Raw genomic sequence first — 20,370 nt, 5'->3', positions numbered from 1 at the left:
TGAAAACGTAACGACCTATTGCGCCTGAACCATGGCCGCGCGCAAGAGTTGCGGGCGGTCGGTCTGGGAAGGCAGGAACACAGCCTGCGATCCGGCGTCCAGGGCCGACAGGCTCGCGTCATACCACTGCATCGCAAGATCGCGACGTTTCTGTACACCGAAGCCTTCGCGCAGATGGTGGCCAATCAGTTCGCCATAGGCGGGCTCACCCATTGCGACCAGCATAAGGGCAGACCCAAGTGCGGCATCCATGTTGTCCTGACGATAGCCAATCGCAAGGCAAACCTTACTTGTCGCGGCAAGATCTTGGGGGCTGAGGCCCGAGTCCAGCGCCAGCTTGCGCATCTGGGTTTCAGCCTCGGTTTTCGAATTGATAGACAGAGCATCAACCTGAGGCGCCACCATTTCACCATACGAGTCGCATTGAGCACTCACCTGCTCCGGCGTCAGCCCCTGGATATCCTGAATCAGATCTTCACCGCGCGCCATCGCGTAGCTGCGGGCAAGACAGAACTGCTCGCTGAGCGCAAAGTCGGGATCGGACATGTTCGCCAGGGTCGTATAGCCGCCATTGGTAGATGTTTGCAGCATGACCCCGCTACAGCGATTGGCCAGCGACGGGCCTCCGGTGCCGCCGGAAAACAGGCTCGGCAGGCTGGCAGACGTTGTTTCGGTTGTCTCCGGCTCAGGTTCTTGCGGTGTCGCAACCGGAACAGGTTGTGCCGGGGCGGCTTGTGCCGGCGCCTGAGGGGCAGTAGCCAAAGCAGATCCCGTCTGCACCTGACGGCGATACGCCATCAGAAGCGGTTGGCCCGCAAGTTGAGTCGTTGCCTGTCCACCGCTTGTGGCCCAATAGTAGGCTTGCATCAGAAAATCATACTGATACGGCTGAAAATCATAGCCGTTTATAGGATAACCCATCGAGGCCTGATAGCGTTCGATTGCGGACCGGGTGCCACGACCGACCTGACCATCGACCCTTCCTGCATTGTACCCGAAGTAATTGAGCGCAGTCTGGGTTTGCGCGCCTTGCGTGGTCGACGGAATGCCTGACCGATAGGTGCGGTTCGATGTAGTTGTTCTCTGAGATTTCTTCTTTTGTTGGTCCTTGCCGATTGCGTAACCAACGATCCCGCCGACGACCGCACCACCAAGAAACTCTCCAGCGTCGGCCCGCGCCGTTTGAGGGATGGCAGCAGCAAGAGAAAAGGCGATGCCAAGAGTTAAAGCTAAACGAAGTATCATAATTAACCTCCACCAATAATCACAATTTTTAAGGAGTATAGCACGGTCATCTGCGTTGTGGCGAAGCAAGCGCCAATGTCGCGTTCAATTGGCTGAAAACTGGCGGTTTTACATGTCTTTGCAGATTGTTAGAGGAATTTGGAACCGCGCGGACATTCGCGTGTAATCACGCAGGCAGCAAGAATCCTCTCAGGGTTTGATTCGGTACAACCCGAATGGTGCGCCAACCACTTGTCATCTCTCCTGATCCCATGTAAACGCCGCCTCTATCGTCTTCGGGCGAGATTCTCTCGTGGGAGGTTGCCGGGGTCGCGATCCCGGACCGGACCACGCAACATAATCTGGGTGGGACGCGTTTCACCCAAGTTGAAAGGAAAACCAAATGGCCAAGAAGCTTGCTGGTACAATGAAACTGCAGGTTCCTGCAGGTCAGGCGAACCCGTCACCGCCAGTTGGTCCGGCGCTGGGTCAGCGCGGCATCAACATCATGGAATTCTGCAAGGCGTTCAACGCCAAGACCGCAGACATGGAGCAGGGCGCACCTTGCCCAACCGTGATCACCTATTATCAGGACAAGTCCTTCACCATGGACATCAAGACGCCGCCCGCGTCTTATTACCTGAAAAAAGCAGCTGGTCTGAAGCCGGTCGGCAAGCGTAACCGCCCCCGTGGCGCGGAAAACCCCGGTCGTGAGACCGTGGCCACCGTGACCTCGAAGCAGGTTCGTGAAATCGCCGAAGCCAAAATGAAAGATCTGAACGCCAACGACGTCGAAGGCGCAATGCAGATCATCCTGGGCTCGGCCCGCTCTATGGGCATCGAGGTGAAGTAAGATGGCAAAACTCGGTAAACGTACCCGCGCTGCGCGCGAAGCTGTCGCCGGCAAGGAAAACCTGTCGGTTGAAGAAGCAGTTGCCCTGGTCAAAGCCAATGCAACCTCGAAATTCGACGAGACCATCGAAATCGCACTGAACCTGGGCGTTGACACCCGCCACGCAGACCAGATGGTTCGCGGCGTTGTCGGTCTGCCGAACGGCACCGGTAAAGCGATGCGCGTTGCTGTTTTCGCTCGCGGCCCCAAGGCCGACGAAGCGAAAGAAGCAGGTGCGGACATCGTTGGCGCAGAAGACCTGATGGAAACCATTCAGGGCGGCACCATCGAATTCGATCGCTGCATCGCAACCCCGGACATGATGCCGATCGTCGGTCGTCTGGGTAAAGTTCTGGGCCCCCGCAACCTGATGCCGAACCCCAAGGTTGGCACCGTGACCATGGACGTGAAAGCGGCCGTGGAAGCAGCCAAGGGCGGTGAAGTTCAGTTCAAGGCGGAAAAAGGCGGCGTTGTGCATGCCGGTGTTGGCAAAGCGTCGTTCGACGAAGCCAAACTGGCTGAAAATGTCCGCGCGTTTGTCTCGGCTGTTGCCAAGGCGAAACCGTCGGGCGCCAAAGGCACCTATATGAAGAAAATCGCGCTGAGCTCGACCATGGGCCCCGGTGTGACCGTTGATGTAGCAGAGGCCTCGGGCGAGTAAGCCAGACAAATCTGCTGTAAAGTATTGATCCCGGGTGGTGCAAACTGCCCGGGATTTTCATTTTGCCGGGTTCGGTGCGAAGATAAATCGCATGCATTTCAGTTCTGGCAATCGAACGGACCATGGCTATGGAAACTAAGCGCGAACTCCTTCAAAGATTTCTTAAGGGTTTGGAAACCGGTGACGCCATGGCGGCAGCGGTTGTGAATGAAGAGAAGTACATCCAGCACAACCCTCAAACTCACGAAGGCAGCGAAGGTATTGCCGACCTGTTCGCAAGGCTGTCCAAAACCTCGCCCAAGGTTACATTCAAAAGGGTTTTCGAGGATGGCGACTTTGCCTTTGCGCATATCGAGTACGATTTCAGTAGCCTGCGCGCCGCGTTTGAGGTGTTTCGGTTCGAAGATGGCAAAGCCGTAGAGCATTGGGACAACATTCAGCCCTTGCGCGGTCCAAACCTTTCTGGGTGTGGAATGCTGGATGGTCACACCGAAGTAACGGACCTGGAGAAGACGGAAGAAAACCGAGCCGCTAGCAGCATGTTTGTCACAGACGTTCTGATAAAGCGCAGGTTTGACAGATTGGCGGACTTTGTTGCAGAGGATCTAAAACAGCACAATCCGGACATGGCCGACGGAATCGTAGCGCTCAAGAACGTGTTGGAAGGAACAAGCGAAAGCGGGACAAAATTTGTCTACAAGCATTTGCATCGGGTTTTGGCAGAGGGAAATTTCGTCCTTTGCGTGTGCGAAGGGGAAAGAAATGGGGTGCATTCCAGCTTTTATGATTTGTATCGCTGGGACGCTGATCGGATCGTCGAACATTGGAACACCATCGAAGCGGTTCCGCCGCGCGAGGAATGGAAAAACGACAACGGGAAGTTCTGAAACATGCCCTTGGAATTTGGGTGTTGTATGATCTGAATTGGGTGTAATTTACCCCTTGGAAACCTCCTCTATCTGCCCTAAGAAGACCTGCGGAACAAAGCGTGCGATTCGTCGTGCGCTTTGTTTCGTTTCGTCCAAGACGGTGGGTGGGTCCATTCGGCCCCTTAATTCCCTGCCTGAGACGGGTAAGACCAAAGAATTCTGGGGGTCCCACCCTCGGGCGCATTTTGGCCAATCCCGTAACAAGGACCTGAACGCCGGAGCGAAAGCTGCGGCAAATATGAGCCGGGGTGAGATTTCGCCCCTAACTTGGAGAGAACTGTGGATAGAGCCCAGAAAGAGAAAGTGGTCGAGGAACTCGGCCAAATCTTCGAAAGCTCTGGCGTCGTAGTGGTTGCCCACTACGCCGGTCTGACAGTTGCCGAGATGCAGGACCTGCGCGCGCGTGCACGCGAAGCGGGCGGTTCCGTGCGTGTTGCCAAAAACAGGCTCGCCAAAATCGCCCTTGAGGGTAAGCCGTGTGAAAGCATGGCCGACCTGCTGACAGGGATGACCGTTCTGACCTATTCCGAGGACCCTGTGGCAGCAGCCAAAGTGGCCGAGGACTTCGCCAAGGAGAACAAGAAGTTCGAAATCCTTGGCGGTGCAATGGGCGAGAACGCTCTGGACCGCAAAGGCGTCGAAGCTGTTTCGAAAATGCCGTCTCGCGAGGAGCTTATTGCTTCGATCGTGGGCTGCATTGGCGCACCTGCTTCGAACATCGCCGGCGCGATTGGCGCACCTGCAAGCAATATCGCAAGCATCCTTTCCACCATCGAAGAGAAGGCGGAAGCTGCGTAAGCGGTTGGCACTGAATGATCTGCGTGGGGCATTTGCCCTGACGTTGGAACACACACTGTAAACGGAAAGAGCTGATAAAATGGCTGATCTGAAAGCACTCGCAGAAAGCATCGTGGGTCTGACCCTGCTGGAAGCACAAGAACTGAAAACCATCCTCAAAGACGAATACGGCATCGAGCCCGCAGCTGGCGGCGCCGTAATGGTCGCAGGTGCAGCTGGCGACGCCGGCGGTGCAGCTGAGGAAGAAAAAACCGAATTCGACGTCGTTCTGAAGAACGCCGGCGCATCGAAAATCAACGTCATCAAAGAAGTTCGCGGCATCACCGGCCTGGGCCTGAAAGAAGCCAAAGAACTGGTCGAAGCCGGCGGCAAGATCAAAGAAGGCGTGGACAAAGCAGAAGCAGAAGACGTCAAAGCCAAGCTGGAAGCAGCTGGCGCCGAAGTCGAGCTGGCCTAAGCTTGGTCTCAGGTGCATCGCTGATGTGCCGAAAAATTTGGCTGGGTCCGGAGAAATCCGGGTCCAGCCGAACCTGTCTTAGAAAGGGCCTCAAGACGCGAGGCGTTTTCTAAGACACGGTTTTCGGATCGGGAGGCCGCCTTCGGGACGGTGGCCATGAATTGATCCGGACGTGTTGTCTCGATTGTGCAAGATGCCGGGGCCCGACGGTGTCTTTGCCCGCTGAGAACATCGAAAGGTGACATCTGACATGGCTCAAACGTTCCTTGGCCAGAAACGTCTTCGTAAATATTACGGCAAAATCCGCGAAGTGCTGGAAATGCCGAACCTCATTGAGGTCCAGAAATCTTCTTATGATCTTTTCCTGCGCTCCGGCGATGCAGAGCAGCCCACTGACGGCGAAGGCATCAAAGGCGTGTTCCAGTCGGTTTTCCCGATCAAGGATTTCAACGAAACCTCCGTTCTGGAATTCGTGAAATACGATCTGGAAAAACCCAAATACGACGTCGAAGAGTGCATGCAGCGCGACATGACCTACAGCGCACCGCTGAAGGTTACCTTGCGTCTGATCGTGTTCGATGTCGATGAGGACACCGGCGCAAAATCGGTAAAGGACATCAAGGAGCAGGATGTCTTCATGGGCGATATGCCTTTGATGACGCCGAACGGCACTTTTGTCGTGAACGGGACCGAGCGTGTGATCGTATCGCAGATGCACCGTTCGCCCGGCGTGTTCTTTGACCACGACAAAGGCAAGACGCATTCCTCGGGCAAGCTGCTGTTTGCCTGCCGCATCATCCCGTATCGCGGCAGCTGGCTGGACTTCGAGTTTGACGCCAAGGACATCGTGTTCGCCCGGATCGACCGTCGCCGCAAACTGCCTGTGACAACCCTGCTTTATGCGCTGGGTCTGGATCAGGAAGCGATCATGGACGCGTATTACAACACCGTGTCCTACAAGCTGGACAAGAATAAGGGTTGGGTGACACCGTTCTTCCCCGAGCGCGTGCGCGGCACCCGTCCGACCTATGATCTGGTTGACGCCAAGTCCGGTGAAGTGATTGCCGAAGCGGGCAAGAAAGTTACCCCACGCGCGGTCAAGAAGCTGATCGACGAAGGCACCGTCACTGATCTGCTGGTTCCGTTTGATCACATCGTCGGCAAGTTTGTCGCCAAGGACATCATCAACGAAGAAACCGGCGCGATCTATGTCGAAGCCGGTGATGAGCTGACCCTGGAATACGACAAGGATGGCGACCTGATCGGCGGTACCGTCAAGGAACTGATCGACGCGGGTATCACCGACATCCCGGTACTGGACATCGACAACGTCAATGTCGGCCCCTACATGCGCAACACCATGGCTCAGGACAAGAACCTGAACCGTGAAAGCGCGCTGATGGACATCTACCGCGTCATGCGTCCGGGTGAGCCGCCCACCGTCGAGGCTGCGTCGGCTCTGTTCGACACGTTGTTCTTCGACAGCGAGCGGTATGATCTGTCCGCTGTTGGCCGCGTGAAGATGAATATGCGTCTGGCACTGGATGCGCCTGACACCCTGCGTACCCTGCGCCGCGAAGACATCGTGGCCTGCATCAAGGCGCTGGTGGAGCTGCGCGACGGCAAAGGCGATGTGGACGATATCGACCACCTCGGCAACCGTCGTGTGCGTTCGGTCGGCGAACTGATGGAAAATCAGTACCGCGTCGGCCTGCTGCGCATGGAGCGCGCAATCAAAGAGCGTATGTCGTCAGTCGAGATCGACACCGTCATGCCACAGGACCTGATCAACGCGAAACCGGCGGCGGCCGCGGTTCGTGAATTCTTCGGCAGCTCGCAACTGTCGCAGTTCATGGACCAGACCAACCCGCTGTCCGAGGTTACCCACAAACGCCGTCTTTCGGCGCTTGGCCCCGGTGGTCTGACTCGTGAACGTGCGGGCTTTGAGGTGCGCGACGTTCACCCAACCCACTATGGCCGGATGTGCCCGATCGAAACGCCCGAAGGTCCGAACATCGGTCTGATCAACTCGCTGGCCACCTTCGCCCGCGTGAACAAGTACGGCTTCATCGAAACCCCTTATCGCGTCGTACAAGACGGGCAGGTGACCGACGAGGTCCACTACATGTCCGCGACCGAGGAAATGCGTCATACCGTGGCACAGGCCAACGCGACGTTGGATACGGATGGCAAGTTCATCAACGATCTGGTTTCGACCCGTCAGGCGGGTGACTACACGCTTGCCCCGCGCGAGAATGTGGACCTGATCGACGTGTCGCCGAAACAGCTGGTCTCGGTTGCTGCATCGCTGATCCCGTTCCTTGAAAACGACGACGCCAACCGCGCTCTGATGGGTTCGAACATGCAACGTCAGGCGGTTCCGCTGCTGCGGGCCGAGGCACCGCTGGTCGGTACCGGCATCGAGGAAAAGGTTGCGATCGACTCGGGTGCTGCGATCCAGGCGAAACGCGCCGGTATCATCGACCAGGTCGATGCCCAGCGTATCGTTATCCGTGCCACTGAAGATCTGGAACTGGGCGACGCTGGCGTTGACATCTATCGTCTGCGCAAGTTCCAGCGTTCGAACCAGAACACCTGCATCAACCAGCGTCCGCTGATCAAGGTGGGTGACACCGTCCAGAAGGGCGAAGTCATTGCCGATGGTCCGTCGACCGATATGGGTGAACTGGCCCTGGGTAAGAACGTGGTCGTCGCGTTCATGCCGTGGAACGGTTACAACTACGAAGACTCGATCCTGATCTCGGAGCGTATCGCGCGTGACGACGTCTTTACCTCGGTTCATATCGAGGAATTTGAAGTCGCCGCCCGTGACACCAAGCTGGGTCCGGAAGAAATCACTCGCGACATCCCGAATGTCGGTGAAGAAGCGCTGCGCAACCTCGACGAGGCGGGCATCGTTTACATCGGTGCGGATGTTGAACCGGGCGATATTCTGGTCGGCAAGATCACTCCGAAGGGCGAAAGCCCAATGACCCCGGAAGAAAAGCTGCTGCGCGCCATCTTTGGTGAAAAAGCATCTGACGTGCGCGACACCTCGCTGCGCGTGAAGCCGGGCGACTACGGTACGGTCGTTGAGGTTCGCGTCTTCAACCGTCACGGTGTCGAGAAAGACGAGCGTGCGCTGCAGATCGAGCGTGAGGAAGTCGAACGTCTGGCCCGTGACCGGGACGACGAGCTGGCGATCCTTGACCGCAACATCTATGCGCGTCTGCAAGGTCTGATCCTGGGTAAAACCGCTGTCAAAGGCCCGAAAGGCGTCAAGGCAGGGTCGGTGATCACCGAGGAGCTGCTGGAAACCCTGACCCGTGGTCAGTGGTGGCAGCTGGCGCTGGAAGACGAGCAGGATGCACAGATCGTTGAGGCTCTGAACGAGCAGTACGAAGTGCAAAAGCGCGCTCTGGATGCCCGTTTCGAGGATAAGGTCGAGAAAGTCCGTCGTGGCGACGATCTGCCGCCGGGTGTGATGAAGATGGTCAAAGTCTTCATTGCCGTGAAGCGCAAATTGCAGCCGGGCGACAAGATGGCTGGTCGTCACGGGAACAAGGGTGTGATTTCCAAGGTTGTTCCGATGGAAGACATGCCGTTCCTGGCCGATGGTACGCCGGTTGACTTCTGTCTGAACCCGCTGGGTGTGCCGTCGCGTATGAACGTTGGTCAGATCCTTGAAACCCACATGGGTTGGGCCGCACGCGGTCTGGGTCTGAACATCGATGAGGCGCTACAGGAATACCGCCGTTCGGGCGATCTGACGCCGGTACGTGACGCGATGAAACACGCCTATGGCGAGGATGTCTATGAAGAGGGCATCAGCGGCATGGACGAGGACCAGCTGATCGAAGCGGCCAGCAACGTCACTCGCGGTGTTCCGATCGCAACCCCGGTCTTTGACGGCGCCAAAGAGGCTGACGTCAACGACGCGCTGGTGCGCGCGGGCTTCTCGGAAAGCGGTCAGTCGATCCTGTTCGACGGTCGTACCGGTGAGCAATTCGCGCGTCCGGTCACCGTGGGCATCAAGTACCTGCTGAAACTGCACCACCTTGTGGACGACAAGATCCACGCGCGTTCGACCGGGCCGTACAGCCTGGTGACCCAGCAGCCGCTGGGTGGTAAGGCGCAGTTCGGTGGTCAGCGCTTTGGTGAGATGGAGGTCTGGGCTCTGGAAGCTTACGGCGCCGCCTACACCCTGCAGGAGATGCTGACGGTGAAATCGGATGACGTCGCCGGCCGGACCAAGGTCTATGAGTCGATCGTCAAGGGCGAGGATAACTTTGAAGCGGGCGTGCCGGAATCGTTCAACGTTCTGGTGAAAGAAGTCCGTGGCCTCGGCCTGAATATGGAACTCCTGGATGCGGAGGTTGAGGAGTAAGGGCGCTGCCCTTTCTCCCGTCCCCCCTTCCGCAAGATTTGAGGTAACAAATGAACCAGGAAATCACCAACAACCCGTTCAACCCGCTGACGCCGCCGAAAGTATTCGACGAGATCAAGGTCTCACTGGCGTCGCCCGAGCGGATTCTGTCTTGGTCCTATGGCGAGATCAAGAAACCCGAAACCATCAACTACCGGACGTTCAAGCCTGAACGTGACGGCCTGTTCTGCGCGCGCATCTTTGGCCCGATCAAAGATTATGAATGTCTGTGCGGCAAATATAAGCGGATGAAGTATCGCGGCGTTGTCTGCGAGAAATGCGGTGTGGAAGTCACCCTGCAAAAAGTCCGCCGCGAGCGTATGGGTCATATCGAACTGGCCGCGCCCGTTGCGCATATCTGGTTCCTGAAATCGCTGCCGTCCCGCATTGGTCTGATGCTGGACATGACGCTGCGCGATCTGGAACGCGTTCTGTACTTTGAAAACTACGTCGTCATCGAGCCCGGTCTGACCGACCTGACCTACGGCCAGATGCTGACCGAAGAAGAGTACATGGACGCGCAGGATGCTTATGGCATGGACGCGTTCACCGCGAATATCGGTGCTGAAGCCATCCGTGAGATGCTGGCCCAGATCGATCTGGAAGCCGAAGCCGAGCAGCTGCGCGCTGATCTGGCCGAAGCAACCGGCGAGCTGAAGCCCAAGAAGATCATCAAGCGTCTGAAGGTTGTTGAATCCTTCCTCGAGTCGGGCAACCGTCCCGAATGGATGGTGATGACCGTGATCCCGGTCATTCCGCCGGAACTGCGTCCGCTGGTTCCGCTGGATGGTGGCCGTTTCGCGACCTCGGATCTGAACGATCTGTATCGCCGCGTGATCAACCGGAACAACCGTCTGAAGCGTCTGATCGAACTGCGCGCGCCTGACATCATCGTCCGCAACGAAAAGCGGATGCTGCAGGAATCCGTTGACGCTCTGTTCGACAACGGCCGTCGTGGCCGCGTGATCACCGGCGCCAACAAGCGCCCGCTGAAATCGCTGTCGGACATGCTGAAAGGCAAGCAGGGTCGCTTCCGTCAGAACCTTCTGGGGAAACGCGTCGACTTCTCGGGCCGTTCGGTCATCGTGACCGGTCCGGAACTCAAGCTGCACCAGTGTGGTCTGCCCAAGAAGATGGCGCTGGAACTGTTCAAGCCGTTCATCTACTCGCGCCTTGAAGCCAAGGGTCTGTCTTCGACTGTGAAACAGGCGAAGAAACTGGTCGAGAAAGAGCGTCCCGAAGTGTGGGATATCCTCGACGAGGTGATCCGCGAACACCCTGTCATGCTGAACCGTGCGCCGACGCTGCACCGTCTGGGCATTCAGGCGTTCGAGCCGGTCCTGATCGAAGGTAAAGCCATCCAGCTGCACCCGCTGGTCTGTTCGGCCTTCAACGCCGACTTCGACGGCGACCAGATGGCCGTTCACGTCCCGCTGAGCCTTGAGGCGCAGCTGGAAGCCCGTGTTCTGATGATGTCGACGAACAACGTTCTGTCGCCTGCAAACGGCGCGCCGATCATCGTTCCGTCGCAGGATATGATCCTGGGTCTGTACTATGTGACCCTGGAACGCGAAGGCATGCCGGGTGAAGGCAAGGTCTTTGGTTCGATCGACGAAGTTCAGCACGCGCTGGACGCGGGTGAGGTGCATCTGCACTCGAAAATCACTGCCCGGATCACGCAGATCGACGAGGAAGGCAACGAAGTTCAGAAGCGCTATGAAACCACTCCGGGCCGTCTGCGTCTGGGTGCGTTGCTGCCGATGAACAACAAGGCGCCGTTCGAGCTGGTCAACCGCTTGCTGCGGAAGAAAGAAGTGCAGCAGGTGATCGACACTGTCTACCGTTACTGCGGTCAGAAAGAGTCGGTTATCTTCTGTGACCAGATCATGTCGATGGGCTTCAAAGAAGCGTTCAAGGCGGGCATCTCGTTCGGCAAGGATGACATGGTCATCCCAGGCGACAAGTGGAGCATCGTCGATGACACCCGCAGTCAGGTGAAAGACTTTGAACAGCAGTACATGGACGGCCTGATCACTCAGGGCGAAAAGTACAACAAGGTTGTTGATGCCTGGTCGAAGTGTAACGACCGCGTGACCGAGGCAATGATGAGCACGATCTCGGACGTTGCCAAGGCCGAAGACGGGTCGGACATGGAGCCGAACTCGGTCTACATGATGGCCCACTCGGGTGCGCGTGGCTCGGTTACTCAGATGAAACAGCTGGGCGGTATGCGTGGCCTGATGGCCAAACCGAACGGTGACATCATCGAGACGCCGATCATCTCGAACTTTAAAGAAGGTCTGACCGTTCTCGAGTACTTCAACTCGACCCACGGTGCCCGTAAGGGTCTGTCGGATACCGCTCTGAAGACGGCGAACTCGGGTTACCTGACCCGTCGTCTGGTGGATGTGGCGCAGGACTGCATCGTTCGTGAGATCGACTGCGGCACCGAGCGTGCGATCACCGCCGAAGCAGCCGTGAACGACGGTGAGGTTGTCGCCTCGCTGGCCGAACGTGTGCTAGGCCGTGTGGCGGCTGACGATGTTCTGCGTCCGGGCACCGATGAGGTGATCGTCGCAGCCGGTCAGCTGATCGACGAACGTATGGCCGACACGATCGACGAAGCCGGCGTTCAGTCGATGCGCATCCGCTCGCCTCTGACCTGTGAGTCCGAGGAAGGCGTCTGTGCAACCTGCTATGGTCGTGACCTTGCACGCGGTACGATGGTGAACACAGGTGAAGCTGTCGGCATCATCGCGGCGCAGTCGATCGGTGAACCCGGTACACAGCTGACCATGCGGACCTTCCACATCGGTGGTGTTGCGCAGGGTGGTCAGCAGTCGTTCCAGGAAGCCAGCCAGGAAGGTATCGTTTCCTTCGAGAACCCGCAGATTCTGGTCAACGCAGCCGGCGAAAGCCTGGTCATGGGCCGGAACATGAAGCTGGTGATCAAGGACGAACACGGCGAAGAGCGTGCCAGCCACAAGCTGGGCTACGGCTCCAAGCTGTTCGTCAAGGACGGCACCAAGGTGGCCCGTGGCGACAAGCTGTTCGAGTGGGATCCCTACACCCTGCCGATCATCGCCGAGAAAGCCGGTACTGCAAAATATGTCGATCTGGTTTCGGGCCTCGCTGTCCGCGACGAGACCGACGAAGCAACTGGCATGACCCAGAAGATCGTGATCGACTGGCGCGCCGCCCCCAAGGGCAGCGACCTCAAGCCCGAGATCATTCTGGTTGGCGAAGATGGCGAGCCGGTCCGCAACGATGCGGGCAACCCGGTTCACTATCCGATGTCGGTGGATGCGATCCTGTCGGTCGAAGACGGCCAGAAGGTCGAAGCCGGTGACGTCGTCGCGCGTATCCCGCGCGAAGGTGCCAAGACCAAGGACATCACAGGTGGTCTGCCGCGTGTGGCCGAACTGTTCGAAGCCCGCCGTCCGAAAGATCACGCGATCATCGCCGAGGCCGATGGTTACGTGCGCTTTGGCCGCGACTACAAGAACAAACGCCGCATCAGCATCGAGCCGGCTGACGAGTCCATGGAGACCATCGAGTACATGGTGCCCAAGGGCAAGCACATCCCGGTCGCCGAAGGGGACTTCATCCAGAAGGGTGAATACCTGATGGACGGTAACCCGGCTCCGCATGACATCCTGTCCATCATGGGTGTCGAAGCGCTGGCGGATTACATGATCGACGAGGTGCAGGACGTGTATCGTCTGCAGGGCGTGAAGATCAACGACAAGCACATCGAGGTCATCGTGCGCCAGATGCTGCAGAAGTGGGAGATCCTGGATTCGGGTGACACCACCCTGTTGAAGGGCGAACATGTCGACAAGCAGGAGTTCGACGCGGCCAACGAAAAGACCATCGCCCGCGGTGGTCGCCCTGCTCAGGGTGAGCCGATCCTGTTGGGGATCACCAAGGCCTCGTTGCAGACGCGCTCGTTCATCTCGGCGGCGTCGTTCCAGGAGACCACCCGCGTGCTGACCGAAGCTTCGGTTCAGGGCAAGAAGGACAAGCTGGTCGGCCTGAAAGAGAACGTCATCGTCGGTCGTCTGATCCCCGCCGGTACCGGTGGGGCGACGCAGGCTGTCCGCCACATCGCGCAGTCGCGTGACAATGTGGTGATCGAAGCCCGCCGGGAAGAGGCCGAGGCCGCCGCCGCCCTGGCCGCACCGATCATGGATGATGATATGGTCGGGGATGAGCTGGACGTTCTGGTCGAAACACCGGAAAGCCGCGAATAAACCGCGTCATTCAAAACCAAAAAAAGGCCCTGCGATTTCGTGGGGCCTTTTTTGTTGCCGCTCCAGGTGCGCAATTGTGAACCGTCGTGACAGAGCACAGCCTTTGACCCGATTGCATCAGGCTTGTGGTTCTGCAATCGGTGGTTTAGCGATATTCTGTGTTTTCGGATTATATTGAGCTGAACAATGGACACCAAAGGCAACTCTTTCGAGGACCGTGTGGCACGGATCAAGAAGCGTTCAGAAGAAAGCACACGCAAGTCGCCTCTGCCTCGAACCGAGAGTATCTGGCAACGTCTGGGTTATCCCGCTGCGTTTCTGGGGGCTTTTATACTGGGTGTTATTGCGGTCTTCCTGTCCCGCCTGATTCAATATCAATCGGTTGGCATTCCGGTGCCCGGCAAAGTGGGAACGCAGGATTTCGTCAGCCTCGGCCTCGCAGGCGGGGCCTGCATCATGGTTATGCTGTTTTTGAAAGGTAAACTGCGAGAGTTCGCCGGGGCGCTCACGGTTGGTGCGTTGGTGACGACCTTTTCCTTTCATAATTTCGTGTGGAAATATCCTGTGTTTTTCGAACTTGTATACGGGGAAGACTGGGTTGAGTTTGTAAAAGACACGACAGAGCCTTCCAGCCTGAACCTGTTCGGGACCATCCTCCCATTCGGTTGATGATCTCTGTACCCCGTGGTGCGTTATTGACATCCAGCCCGACTCGGCGGCCAATGCGGGGCGATCAATAGCCCTGGAGCCCGAAGCAGCATGACTCCAAACACCAAAGGCGCTTTGCTGATGATGGGCAGCATGGCTGCCTTTACCTTGAACGATACGCTGGTGAAGGTTGCCTTGCAGGATCTGCCATTGTTTCAGTTGGTGGCCATGCGCGGGTTCCTGGCTGTATTTCTGATCTATGTACTTGCCCGGTCACTGGGCACGTTGCATCTGAATTTTTCGCGCCATGACAAATGGCTGGTTGCACTGCGCTGCCTTGCGGAGCTGGCGGCAACATTCTTTTTCCTGACGGCGCTGAAGAACATGCCGCTTGCCAATGTTACGGCCATTCTTCAGGCATTGCCGCTTACGGTAACATTGGGTGCTGCTTTGGTTTTTTCCGAACAGGTTGGTTGGCGACGCGCTTTGGCAATCGCCGTGGGGTTCGTCGGAATGCTGCTGATCGTAAGACCCGGGCCAGAGGGGTTCAGCGTGTATTCCATCTATGCGCTGGTTGCAGTGGTTTCGATTACAGTTCGGGACCTCATCACGCGACGCATGTCAGCCGACGTGCCGTCAATGCTGGTTACCCTTGCCACCTCGGTTTCCATAGCGGGGGCCGCGGCAATAGCCTCGGTTTTCGAAGGATGGGTTGTGGTTTCGGCAACGGCGGGTTCCCTGGTCGCGGCGGCGGCCGTGTTTGTGCTGCTTGGCTATTTGTTCAGCGTCATGGTCATGCGTCAGGGAGATGTCGGATTCGTTGCACCATTCAGATATTCCAGTCTGATCTGGGCGCTCGGGTTGGGTTGGGTCGTGTTTGACGAATGGCCTGACAGCCTGACGATGCTGGGTGCTGTCCTGATCGTGGGTGCCGGTCTGTTCACCTTGTTCCGGGCACGTGCGCGTCAGGGCTTGGCGTGACTCCGTCTGACCATGTCCGGATCAATGGCGAAACGGGTTTGAAACTCGAGCTCCTGCTGCCGGGTAAGAGGGTTGAGCGCGACATCCATGTTTCTGGTTCGCGGTGAGTCATTGAACCGGTTCAATCCTCTTACCCACATCGGACTGTCGGGTCGGGTCACAACGGGCATCGCGCGGTTGATCGTGTTATGGGCAAAATTCATGATCGACTTCCGCTGCCCGCCCCGCACGTACATTCCCAGACCGGCAGTGATCAACGGGCGATGCACGCGCGTGGCCTGTATCCCCTCGGAATTGGCGCGGGCCAGATAACCGCAGTTGAAGTCAACGGCGACCATCGCGTGCCTTTCGAACAAGCCGACACATTCCCTGACACAGCCCCGGAACCGCTCGACAAGATCCACGGCAACTGCATCATCATCGTCGTGGCGAAACTGAAGGCAGGGTTGGTCGGGATCGGTCCGTGCCGAATTCAGGACATCCTGCATGACTTTTCTGTGCCGCCCCGGAGGTTTCGCGACTATGCGCGCCTGTTTCAGCCCACCGGTCAGATCGTTGAGGCGGTCAAATGCCAGCTTGGGCAGGCAGTGGCCGACCACGATCACCAACTGGAAATCTTCGTCGGACTGTTTTTTGAAACCGGGCAGGGCGACCGTCTCGAACAGGCGAAACCGTTCTTCCAACCTGTCGTGCTGGTACAGGAATTGCCGTCTATCTTCGACGCTCTCGTGCGTTGTCTGAAAGCCGCCAATTGCGGGATAGGAAAACCGGCAAAGACCGATGACCTGCATTTTCTCAGCGCGCCGCATATCTGGCCTCGAACGCGTCAGGGTCGATCGAGAACCGTACCCGCAAGTCTTCAGCCTGTTCAGGCGTGAAAGGCGACAACTCGCTGGTATCTTTGCGCGCGTGGTCCGAGTCGTTGAAATCGTGCAGCATCCTAACCCACATGGGCGTGTCCGGATAGCTGACCACGGGCATGAACCGGGCGAGCCTGTTGTGCAACCGGTCAAATATCGTCCGCGTGCTTCCGGCTTGAACATGCATGCCCAGGCCAACGCCCAGCAGCGATCGATAGACCCGAGCTGCCCGAATTCCGTGGGCTTCGCGCCGGGCGATGTACCCTTGATTGAAATCTATACCGACGGACTCGCTCTGCAGCATCAGCCCTGTGTTTTCGACAACAGCAGCGCGGAGGCGTTCTATGAAATCAACGGAAACGGCGTCATCGTCATCATGCCGAAACTGTAGGCACGGCTGATGCGGGTCCGCGCGGGCGGTGTTCAGCACCTCTCGTACAATCTGCTTATGATCCCCTGGTTTTTTTGCAATGATACGGATCTGTTTAATCCCGGCGGTCAGGTCGCGCAGCCGGTCCGCATGGATCTGAGGCAGGCACGTCCCGGTCAAAACAAACAACTCGAACGTCTCATCGGTCTGGCTGCGAAAACCGGGCAGGGTGATCGCCTCGAAAAGACGAAAGCGTTCTTCCAGCCTGTCGGGGGCATACAGAAATTGCCGTTGCTCTTCGATCGTATCCCGGTTCAGCCGAAAACCGCCGGTTGCGGGATAGGAAAACCGGCAAAGGCCAATCACTTGCATCTGTAATCCATCAGCACATATTCGACCCGACTATGCCCTTGCGGCGGTTCAGCCGCAACCGGGACAGCGGCGCGCAGGAATGGCAATCCTACAGGCTGCATTCAACGCGCGCGCCGGGGCGCCGGTATCGTGCTGTTGACACTTGGGCCGACTCCCCCTATACGCGCGTCATCTCGGTACCGGGGGCCGCCCCGTAGCCGATTCCAGTAATGAACTGGTCAAGGCCCGGACAATTTTGCAGTTCGCGCCCTCTGAGAACCAACCGCGACGTTCACCTCGGAATGGGAACGCTCGTGGGTTTTGCGCTTGTGGACGCATAAGTGCAGCGAATTTAGCCGCACGCAACGCGCGTGCATGTCATGTGTGTTGCAAAACGGGGAAAGAACCGGAATGCCAACTATTCAACAGCTGATCCGCAAGCCGCGGCAGCCCAAAGTCAAACGCTCGAAGTCCATGCACCTGGAGCAGTGCCCGCAAAAGCGCGGTGTCTGCACACGTGTCTATACCACAACGCCTAAAAAGCCGAACTCGGCGATGCGTAAGGTTGCCAAGGTGCGCCTGACCAACGGGTTCGAGGTCATCTCGTACATCCCTGGTGAAAGCCACAACCTGCAGGAACACTCGGTTGTTCTGATCCGTGGCGGCCGTGTGAAAGACCTTCCCGGTGTGCGTTACCACATCCTGCGCGGTGTTCTGGATACTCAGGGCGTCAAAGATCGTAAGCAACGTCGTTCGAAATACGGCGCGAAGCGTCCCAAGTAAGAAGGAGAGGCTGATATGTCACGTCGTCACGCCGCCGAAAAACGCGAAGTCCTGCCTGACGCCAAATTTGGCGACAAGGTACTGACCAAATTCATGAACAACCTGATGATCGACGGCAAGAAGTCGGTCGCAGAGCGCATCGTCTACAACGCATTTGACCGCGTTGAGAACAAGGTAAAGCGCGCTCCTGTCGAAGTGTTCCACGAAGCGCTCGACAACATCAAACCTTCGGTCGAGGTTCGCTCGCGCCGGGTTGGTGGTGCAACCTACCAGGTTCCGGTCGAAGTGCGCCCCGAGCGCCGCGAAGCTCTGGCCATCCGCTGGCTGATCACCGCTGCGCGCGGCCGCAACGAAAACACCATGGAAGAACGCCTCGCCGGCGAACTGCTGGACGCCGTACAGTCCCGCGGTACTGCCGTTAAGAAGCGCGAAGACACCCACAAGATGGCCGAGGCGAACAAAGCCTTCAGCCATTACCGCTGGTAATTCTAGAGGCTTATCCAAATGGCACGCGAATATCCGCTCGAACTATACCGTAACTTCGGTATCATGGCGCACATCGACGCAGGTAAGACCACCTGCTCGGAGCGTATCCTGTATTACACTGGTAAATCCCACAACATCGGTGAGGTGCACGACGGTGCAGCCACCATGGACTGGATGGAGCAGGAGCAGGAACGCGGCATCACCATCACTTCGGCTGCGACCACCACGTTCTGGGAACGCACCGAGGACGGTAAAACCGCCGATACCCCCAAGCACCGCCTGAACATCATCGACACCCCCGGCCACGTTGACTTCACCATCGAAGTCGAACGCTCGCTGGCGGTTCTCGACGGTGCCGTCTGCGTTCTGGACGCAAACGCCGGTGTTGAGCCCCAGACCGAAACCGTGTGGCGTCAGGCTGACCGCTACAAGGTTCCGCGTATGGTTTTCGTTAACAAGATGGACAAGATCGGCGCAGACTTCTTCAACTGCGTTCGCATGATCGAAGACCGCACCGGCGCACGTGCTGTTCCGGTTGGTATCCCGATTGGCGCCGAATCTGAGCTGGAAGGTCTGATCGACCTGGTCACCATGGAAGAATGGCTGTGGCAGGGTGAAGACCTGGGCGCAAGCTGGATCAAAGCTCCGATCCGCGACAGCCTGAAAGACATGGCTGAAGAATGGCGCGGCAAGATGATCGAAGCGGCCGTCGAAATGGACGACGACGCGATGATGGAATACCTGGAAGGCAATGAGCCCGACGTTCCGACCCTGCGTAAACTGCTGCGCAAGGGCACACTGGAAATCGCGTTCGTTCCGGTACTGGGTGGTTCTGCGTTCAAGAACAAAGGCGTTCAGCCGTTGCTCAACGCTGTGATCGACTATCTGCCCAGCCCGCTGGACGTTGTCGATTACATGGGCTTCAAACCCGGTGACGAGGAAGAAGTTCGTGACATCGCCCGTCGTGCTGACGACAACATGGCGTTCTCGGGCCTGGCGTTCAAAATCATGAACGATCCCTTCGTCGGTTCGCTGACTTTCACCCGGATTTATTCGGGCGTGCTGAACAAGGGTGACTCGATCCTGAACTCGACCAAAGGCAAGAAAGAGCGCATCGGTCGTATGATGATGATGCACTCGAACAACCGGGAAGAGATCGAAGAAGCGTTTGCAGGCGACATCATCGCGCTGGCGGGTCTGAAAGACACCACCACCGGTGACACCCTGTGTGACGCGAAGGATCCGGTGGTTCTGGAAACCATGACTTTCCCCGATCCGGTGATCGAGATCGCGGTCGAGCCCAAAACCAAGGGCGACCAGGAGAAAATGTCTCAGGGTCTGGCCCGTCTGGCCGCCGAAGACCCGTCCTTCCGTGTGGAAACCGATCTGGAATCGGGTCAGACCATCATGAAGGGCATGGGCGAACTTCACCTGGACATCCTGGTGGACCGTCTCAAGCGCGAGTTCAAGGTTGAAGCGAACATCGGTGCACCGCAGGTGGCCTATCGTGAAACCATCTCGATGCCGGTCGAGCACACCTACACCCACAAGAAACAGTCGGGTGGTTCGGGTCAGTTCGCAGAAGTCAAGCTGGAGATCCAGCCCACCGAGGCGGGCGAAGGTTATTCGTTCGAAAGCCGCATCGTTGGTGGTGCCGTTCCGAAGGAATACATCCCCGGTGTTGAAAAAGGCATCAACTCGGTCATGGACAGCGGCCCTCTGGCTGGCTTCCCCGTGATCGACTTCAAGGTTGCCCTGCTGGACGGTAAGTTCCACGACGTTGACTCGAGCGTTCTGGCGTTCGAAATCGCGGCCCGTATGTGTATGCGTGAAGGCATGCGCAAAGCTGGCGCGAAGCTGCTGGAACCGATCATGAAGGTCGAAGTGATCACTCCGGAAGAATACACCGGCGGTATCATCGGCGACCTGACCTCGCGTCGTGGCCAGGTGTCTGGTCAGGAACCGCGCGGCAACGCAATCGCGATCGACGCGTTCGTTCCGCTGGCAAACATGTTCGGCTACATCAACACTCTGCGTTCGATGTCGTCGGGCCGTGCCCAGTTCACCATGCAGTTCGACCACTATGATCCGGTTCCGCAGAACATCTCGGACGAGATCCAGGCGAAATACGCATAAGCGAAGATTTGAGGGAGCGTGGGTATCACGCTCCCTTCATTACCGAAAAAGGAGGCCATCATGGCAAAGGAAAAGTTTGAGCGTACAAAACCGCACGTCAACATCGGCACGATTG

General features: G+C 57.6%; 15 protein-coding genes. 12 read left to right on the top strand and 3 right to left on the bottom strand.

The annotated features are described in order from the left end of the window. Positions 1-15 precede the first annotated feature (15 nt). Positions 16-1,245: a peptidoglycan-binding domain-containing protein gene (locus I9184_RS19845; protein ID WP_171638246.1), complete on the bottom strand. Its 1,230-nt coding sequence runs from the start codon at positions 1,243-1,245 to the stop codon at positions 16-18. Positions 1,246-1,627: 382 nt separating this feature from the next. Here I9184_RS19845 and rplK point away from each other — a divergent pair, with 382 nt between their 5' ends. The 9 genes from rplK (at position 1,628) to I9184_RS19800 (ending at position 15,269) form a co-directional block, all read left to right on the top strand. Beyond that, entirely contained in the window at positions 1,628-2,077 is a 450-nt protein-coding gene (gene rplK, locus I9184_RS19840; RefSeq protein WP_037314971.1) for a 50S ribosomal protein L11, read from the top strand. A gap of 1 nt (position 2,078) precedes the next feature. Continuing rightward, a complete protein-coding gene (gene rplA, locus I9184_RS19835) occupies positions 2,079-2,777 on the top strand; it encodes a 50S ribosomal protein L1 (protein WP_171638244.1) in 699 nt (232 codons plus the stop codon). Between the two features lie 128 nt (positions 2,778-2,905). Continuing rightward, positions 2,906-3,664: a nuclear transport factor 2 family protein gene (locus I9184_RS19830; RefSeq protein ID WP_171638242.1), complete on the top strand. Its 759-nt coding sequence runs from the start codon at positions 2,906-2,908 to the stop codon at positions 3,662-3,664. A gap of 321 nt (positions 3,665-3,985) precedes the next feature. Next, positions 3,986-4,504, top strand: coding sequence for a 50S ribosomal protein L10 (gene rplJ / locus I9184_RS19825; protein ID WP_171638240.1), 519 nt, complete (start codon positions 3,986-3,988; stop codon positions 4,502-4,504). Between the two features lie 79 nt (positions 4,505-4,583). Then, positions 4,584-4,961: a 50S ribosomal protein L7/L12 gene (gene rplL, locus I9184_RS19820; protein WP_152459178.1), complete on the top strand. Its 378-nt coding sequence runs from the start codon at positions 4,584-4,586 to the stop codon at positions 4,959-4,961. 250 nt (positions 4,962-5,211) lie between these two features. Beyond that, a complete protein-coding gene (rpoB, locus tag I9184_RS19815) occupies positions 5,212-9,348 on the top strand; it encodes a DNA-directed RNA polymerase subunit beta (protein WP_171638238.1) in 4,137 nt (1,378 codons plus the stop codon). A 50-nt stretch (positions 9,349-9,398) separates the two neighbouring features. Further along, positions 9,399-13,640, top strand: a complete 4,242-nt coding sequence (gene rpoC, locus I9184_RS19810; RefSeq protein WP_171638236.1) for a DNA-directed RNA polymerase subunit beta' — start codon at positions 9,399-9,401, stop codon at positions 13,638-13,640. A gap of 186 nt (positions 13,641-13,826) precedes the next feature. Then, positions 13,827-14,309 (top strand): hypothetical protein, encoded by a 483-nt coding sequence (locus I9184_RS19805; RefSeq protein ID WP_171638234.1) that lies wholly within the window; start codon positions 13,827-13,829, stop codon positions 14,307-14,309. 90 nt (positions 14,310-14,399) lie between these two features. Continuing rightward, positions 14,400-15,269, top strand: coding sequence for a DMT family transporter (locus I9184_RS19800; protein ID WP_171725118.1), 870 nt, complete (start codon positions 14,400-14,402; stop codon positions 15,267-15,269). Here the strand turns inward: I9184_RS19800 and I9184_RS19795 are convergent. Together I9184_RS19795 and I9184_RS19790 are read right to left on the bottom strand one after the other, a co-directional pair. Beyond that, entirely contained in the window at positions 15,254-16,078 is an 825-nt protein-coding gene (locus I9184_RS19795) for a glycosyltransferase (RefSeq protein ID WP_348539554.1), read from the bottom strand. The two genes, I9184_RS19800 and I9184_RS19795, sit on opposite strands and share 16 nt — an antisense overlap. Then, positions 16,065-16,871, bottom strand: a complete 807-nt coding sequence (locus tag I9184_RS19790; RefSeq protein WP_209835513.1) for a putative rhamnosyl transferase — start codon at positions 16,869-16,871, stop codon at positions 16,065-16,067. The genes I9184_RS19795 and I9184_RS19790 overlap by 14 nt, the downstream gene beginning before the upstream one ends. 390 nt (positions 16,872-17,261) lie before the next feature. Here I9184_RS19790 and rpsL point away from each other — a divergent pair, with 390 nt between their 5' ends. The 3 genes from rpsL to fusA are packed head-to-tail and all read left to right on the top strand — an operon-like array spanning position 17,262 to position 20,255. Beyond that, positions 17,262-17,633 carry a 30S ribosomal protein S12 gene (gene rpsL, locus I9184_RS19785; RefSeq protein WP_005621086.1) on the top strand — a complete coding sequence of 124 codons (372 nt, stop codon included), beginning with the start codon at positions 17,262-17,264 and terminating at the stop codon, positions 17,631-17,633. 15 nt (positions 17,634-17,648) lie between these two features. After that, complete coding sequence (rpsG, locus tag I9184_RS19780; RefSeq protein ID WP_010441203.1) at positions 17,649-18,119, top strand: 30S ribosomal protein S7; 471 nt, start codon at positions 17,649-17,651, stop codon at positions 18,117-18,119. A gap of 18 nt (positions 18,120-18,137) precedes the next feature. Continuing rightward, the gene (gene fusA, locus I9184_RS19775) at positions 18,138-20,255 is read left to right on the top strand and encodes an elongation factor G (RefSeq protein WP_170347258.1); all 2,118 of its coding nucleotides are present in this window, start codon (positions 18,138-18,140) and stop codon (positions 20,253-20,255) included. The last annotated feature ends 115 nt before the right edge of the window (positions 20,256-20,370 follow it).

This window comes from Ruegeria sp. HKCCE3926 (genome assembly GCF_017872515.1).
Classification (GTDB): Bacteria; Pseudomonadota; Alphaproteobacteria; order Rhodobacterales; family Rhodobacteraceae; genus Ruegeria.
This window is presented reverse-complemented; position numbering and strand designations above follow the sequence as displayed.